This is a genomic window from Sandarakinorhabdus sp. (assembly GCF_041689835.1).
Taxonomy (GTDB): domain Bacteria; phylum Pseudomonadota; class Alphaproteobacteria; order Sphingomonadales; family Sphingomonadaceae; genus Sandarakinorhabdus.
On the sequence record NZ_JBDNFM010000089.1, the window covers coordinates 1 to 4,799 of the forward strand.

Consider the following 4,799-nt stretch of genomic DNA (forward strand, 5'->3'; position numbering starts at 1 on the left):
AGAGCAAATTCTCAATTTTGCCAGTTTTGACGATTTGTATCGATTCCAGAATTTCCGTTCCTCCAAACGGGAGCGAACACGCAGCACCAGCAACCGACATTCTGACAGGCTCTGCCGCTGTAGGACAGGCTCTGAACCTAGAACCCCGTCGGCCCCGTTGTCCGCGCCAGGAACTTCAGCCGCGTGATCCAGGTGTGGACTTCCAGGCCCGGGGTCGCGTGGGTGGCGCCGGGATAGACCATCAGGTCAAACGGCGTCTTTGCCCGCTGCAGCGCCGTCATCAGCGCGGTGGAGTTTTCAAACACCACATTGTCGTCGGCCATGCCGTGCATCAGCAGCAGTGGGTCATTGATCTTGCCGGCATCGCCGAGCGCGCCCGACCGCGTGTAGGGGCCCGCATCGCGCGCCGGGTTGCCCAGATAACGCTCGGTATAGGCGGTGTCATACAGCTCCCAGCGCGTCACTGGGGCACCGGCAATCCCCGCCGCAAACGCGCCCGGTGCGGCCTGGAGCAGTTTCAGCACCATATAACCGCCATAAGACCAGCCGTTGACAGCGACCTTGGCGGCCCCAAAACCAGACCACGGCTGCGCCTTGATCCAGGCCAGCGCCTGCAACTGGTCCTGCACCTCCACGCCGCCCATGGCGCGGTAAATCGGGTCTTCAAACGCCTTGCCGCGGTTGTCGCTGCCGCGGTTGTCGAGCTGGAACACCGCCCAGCCCTTCGACACCAGATATTGCTCGATCGGCGCGGTGAAGCGCTTGTGGACATTGTGGGCGTGCGGGCCGCCATAAACCTGCATCAACACCGGGAACGGGCCGGGGCCAGCGGGTTTGAGCAACCGCCAATCCATCCCTTGGCCATCGGCGGCGGTGAGCGAGCCGAATTCTGGCGCGACATGCGCGGCAAGATAGGGCGCATAGGGGTGCCCAGAGCCGTTTATGCCGTCAAGGCGGTTTTCCTCGATCCACGCCAGGCGCTTGCCGGCGCCGTCGCCCAGCCACACCTGTGCCGGCTGGTTGGGGGTGCTGCTGGTGACGATCAGGCGCTGGCCGGCAGCGTCCATCACCGCTTCATGCCAGCCGCCGGGCGCGGTGAGGCGCCGCGGCTTGTCACCCGGTTTCTTCCAGTCGAGCACATAGACGTGTTTTTCCAACGTCGAATCGGCGAATCCGGTGAACCACAGCCGGCCGCGCTTCTCGTCCACACCCGCCAGTTCATCCACGGCCCAGCGCCCCCGAGTCAGCTGGGTGGGCGTCAATTGCCGCGCCTTGCCGCCCGCGAGGCGATAAAGGTGGCGGTAACCGTCACGCTCGCTCGCCCACAGGATGCTGCCGTCCTTCAGCGGCCGGAAAATGTCATGCAGGTTTAGCCAGGTTTTTGCCGTTTCGCTGGCCAGCACCCGCGACGCGCCGGTGGCGGGATCGACGGCCAGAATGTCGAGCCGCTGCTGGTCGCGCGCCAGCCGCTGTACATACAGGGTGCGGCCATCAACCGCCCAATCGACCCGGGCGATGTAAATGTCGGTGGAGGTGCCAAGATCGACCTGCACCTTGCCCGTGCCATCGGGGTTCAGCAGCCACAGCGTCACATCGGCATTGGCGGTGCCGGCGGCGGGATAGGCTTGGGTGAACAGCCGGGTGCCATCGGCGCCGATGGCAGCGCGCGTGACCTGCTTGACCGGGCTTTCGTCCACGCGCGCCGCCGCGATACGGCTGTCATCGGGTGCCCACCAATGGCCGTCAAACCGCGCCAGTTCTTCCTGCGCGATGAACTCGGCGACGCCCCAGCTCACCTTGGCAGTCGATTCACCGGCCACTTCGCGCGCTGCTGAAGGGTTTGGGCCGCCGGCCAGCTGTTGCACGAACAGATGGCCATCGCGCACGAAGCTGGCAAAGCCGCCCTTGGGACTAAGCTTTGCATCGGTCTCGGTTTCCGGCGTGCTGGTCAGCCGGCTCACGCTGCCATCAAGGCCCGCCACCCAGAGATCGCCGTCGACCGGCACCAGCAAGTGCTGCGCATCGGGGGCCCAGGCGTAATCGGTGATGCCCTTCACATCGGCGATGCGCCGGCGCTCGCGGTTCATGCGCTCGGCTTCCGAAAGGGCGCTGCCGCTGGCCAGCTTCTCCGAATCGACCAGCATGCGGCTTGCGCCCGTGGCGGTGTCCACTGCCCACAGATCAAACCGATCCTTGTCGCTGGCCCGGCTTTTCAGCAGCGTGGCCAGCCGTCCGTCGGGTGACAATTTCAGCACGCGCGGCCGCGCGCCGCCCAGCGACGGCGAGGCAAAGACGCGTTCCAGCGTGAGCGGCTGCGCGGACGATTGGGCCACTGCAGGAACACCGGCCAGCAGTGCCGTGGCCAATAATGCGAACTTCATTTTCGTTTCCCCGTCCTGGCGCGGGCAATTTGCCCTGTCGGTCCATTATGACAATGTTGCGTCAATGCCGCACCCTTGCTCCGCCGCCAAGTGGCTGCTAGCAAGACCTTAGCAGCGGTTCGTCCGCTGTCATTTCCCGGATTCTCCGCGCTGCCGCCGCGCAAGCTGGCTGGTGTTTGGTGGATGGATCGGGAAATCGCGGCCTTCGCCTTGCATCCTGCAAGCCGATCTGGCCGCAGAGACAAGACACGGCCGAAAAAACACATGACGCGGATGAATGGATTGATCGAACTGGCAGAAGGACAGCGCTTCGGGCGCGGTCTGGCCAGCGGTCACGCCGCCGCGGCTACATATTTCACACTGCAATTTCGCATCTGCCGGCGCCATCCCCGTGATGCCGCCGGCCTTTTCACATCGCGCCGCCCTCGTGCCGCCCGCTTGCCGGGTGCCGAAACATGGGCCAGCGCCACGGAGACCATCAATGTCAAACCGCATGCTCATCGACGCCCGCCACCCGGAAGAAACGCGGGTCGCAGTGGTCAACGGCCAGCGAATCGAGGAATTTGATTTCGAAGCGGCTGACAGGCGTCAGCTCAAGGGCAATATCTACCTGGCGAAGGTCACGCGGGTCGAACCTTCGCTGCAGGCCGCGTTCGTGGAATATGGCGGCAACCGCCACGGTTTCCTCGCCTTTTCCGAAATCCACCCGGATTATTACCAGATTCCCAAGGAAGATCGCGACGCCCTGCTGCGCGAGGAAGCCGAGCTGACCGCCGAAGATCATGGCCACGACGGCGAGGAAGCCGATGAGAACGACGATGTGCTGGAAACTGGCGGCCATCACGACGAGCCGACCGACGCGCTGCGCCGCAAGCGCATGGCATTGCGCCGCCGTTACAAGATTCAGGAAGTCATCCGCCGCCGCCAGGTGATGTTGATCCAGGTGGTGAAGGAAGAACGCGGCTCCAAGGGCGCAGCGCTCACCACCTATCTGTCGCTGGCCGGCCGCTATTGCGTGCTGATGCCCAACACCGCGCATGGCGGCGGTATCAGCCGCAAGATTTCCAACCCGGCCGATCGCAAGCGCCTCAAGCAGATCATGACCGATCTGCATTTGCCGGGCGGCATGGGCGCCATCGTGCGCACCGCCGGCCTGAAACGCAGCGCCGCCGATATCAGCCGCGATTTCGATTATCTCACGCGGCTGTGGGACGAGATCCGCGAAAAGACGCTGGCCAGCCAGGCCCCGGCGCTGATCCACGAGGACAGCAGCCTGATCAAGCGCGCCATCCGCGACATCTACAATCGCGAGATCGAACAGGTGCTGGTTGAAGGCCGCGAAGGCTATGAAGCTGCGCAGCGCTTCATGTCGATGCTGATGCCCAGCCACGCGGCCAAGGTGGTGGAATATGAAGGCAGCGTGCCGCTGTACCAGCGCTTTGGTGTCGAGGATCAGCTGGAAGGCATGTACCAGCCGGTGGTGCAGCTGAAATCCGGCGGCTACCTCGTCATCAACCCGACCGAGGCACTGGTTTCGATCGACATCAACTCCGGCCGTTCGACGCGCGAATATGGCATCGAGGAAACCGCCACCAAGACCAATCTCGAAGCCGCCGACGAGATCGGCCGCCAGCTGCGCCTGCGCGACATGGCCGGCCTGGTGGTGATCGATTTCATCGACATGGAAAATGGCTCCAACATCCGCAAGGTCGAAAAGGCCATGAAGGAGGCGTTGAAGAACGATCGCGCCCGCGTGCAGATCGGCCGCATCTCCAGCTTTGGCCTGATGGAAATGAGCCGGCAGCGCCTGCGCACCGGCATCCTCGAAGCCTCCACCCACACCTGCCCGATGTGCGAAGGCACCGGTACGGTGCGTTCGGTCTCGTCGGCCGCGCTGGCCGCCCTGCGCGCGCTGGAAGCCGAAGCCCTGCGCGGCCGCCACAGCGATCTGCTGCTGCGCGCCAGCGAGGAAGTGGCGGTCTATCTGCTCAACCGCAAGCGCATCGAGCTGGCGGAACTGGAAGAGCTGTACGGCGTGACCATCATCACCCGCCCGGATGATTCGCTGATCGGCCCGAATTTCGAAATCGATGCCGGTGGCCCGCCGCCGTCGAAGAAGGTGGAGATGGTGGCGCTGCCGCCAATCCTGAAGATCGTCGAAGACAGCGAGATCGATACCGCCGACAGCGATGACGGCGACGAAGGTGAAGAGGGACGCGAAGAGCGCGGCGAGGAGCGCGGCGAAGATGGCCGCCGTGGCCGCCGTGGGCGCCGCCGGACCCGTGACGGCCGTGGCCGCGACAAGGGTGATGACCGCACCGAAGAGCGTAGCGAAGAAGCGGGCGAAGACCGGGGCGACGACCGGGGCGACGACCGGGGCGACGACCGGGGCGACGACCGGGGCGACGACCGGGGCGA

Annotated in this window: 2 protein-coding genes; one reads left to right on the forward strand and one right to left on the reverse strand. The window is 64.7% G+C overall.

From position 1 onward, the window contains the following. Positions 1 to 137: 137 nt before the first annotated feature. The gene (locus ACESL8_RS04485) at positions 138 to 2,381 is read right to left on the reverse strand and encodes a S9 family peptidase (RefSeq protein ID WP_372916392.1); all 2,244 of its coding nucleotides are present in this window, start codon (positions 2,379 to 2,381) and stop codon (positions 138 to 140) included. A 481-nt stretch (positions 2,382 to 2,862) separates the two neighbouring features. Between ACESL8_RS04485 and ACESL8_RS04490 the strand changes: the two genes are divergently transcribed. Beyond that, positions 2,863 to 4,799 (forward strand): ribonuclease E/G (locus ACESL8_RS04490; protein WP_372916394.1); only part of this gene is annotated, 1,937 nt, incomplete at its 3' end.

What these genes read in the sequence shown, in the direction of transcription:
- ACESL8_RS04485 (WP_372916392.1), bottom strand. Translation starts at nt 2,381, where the DNA reads ATGAAGTTCGCATTATTGGCCACGGCACTGCTGGCCGGTGTTCCTGCA.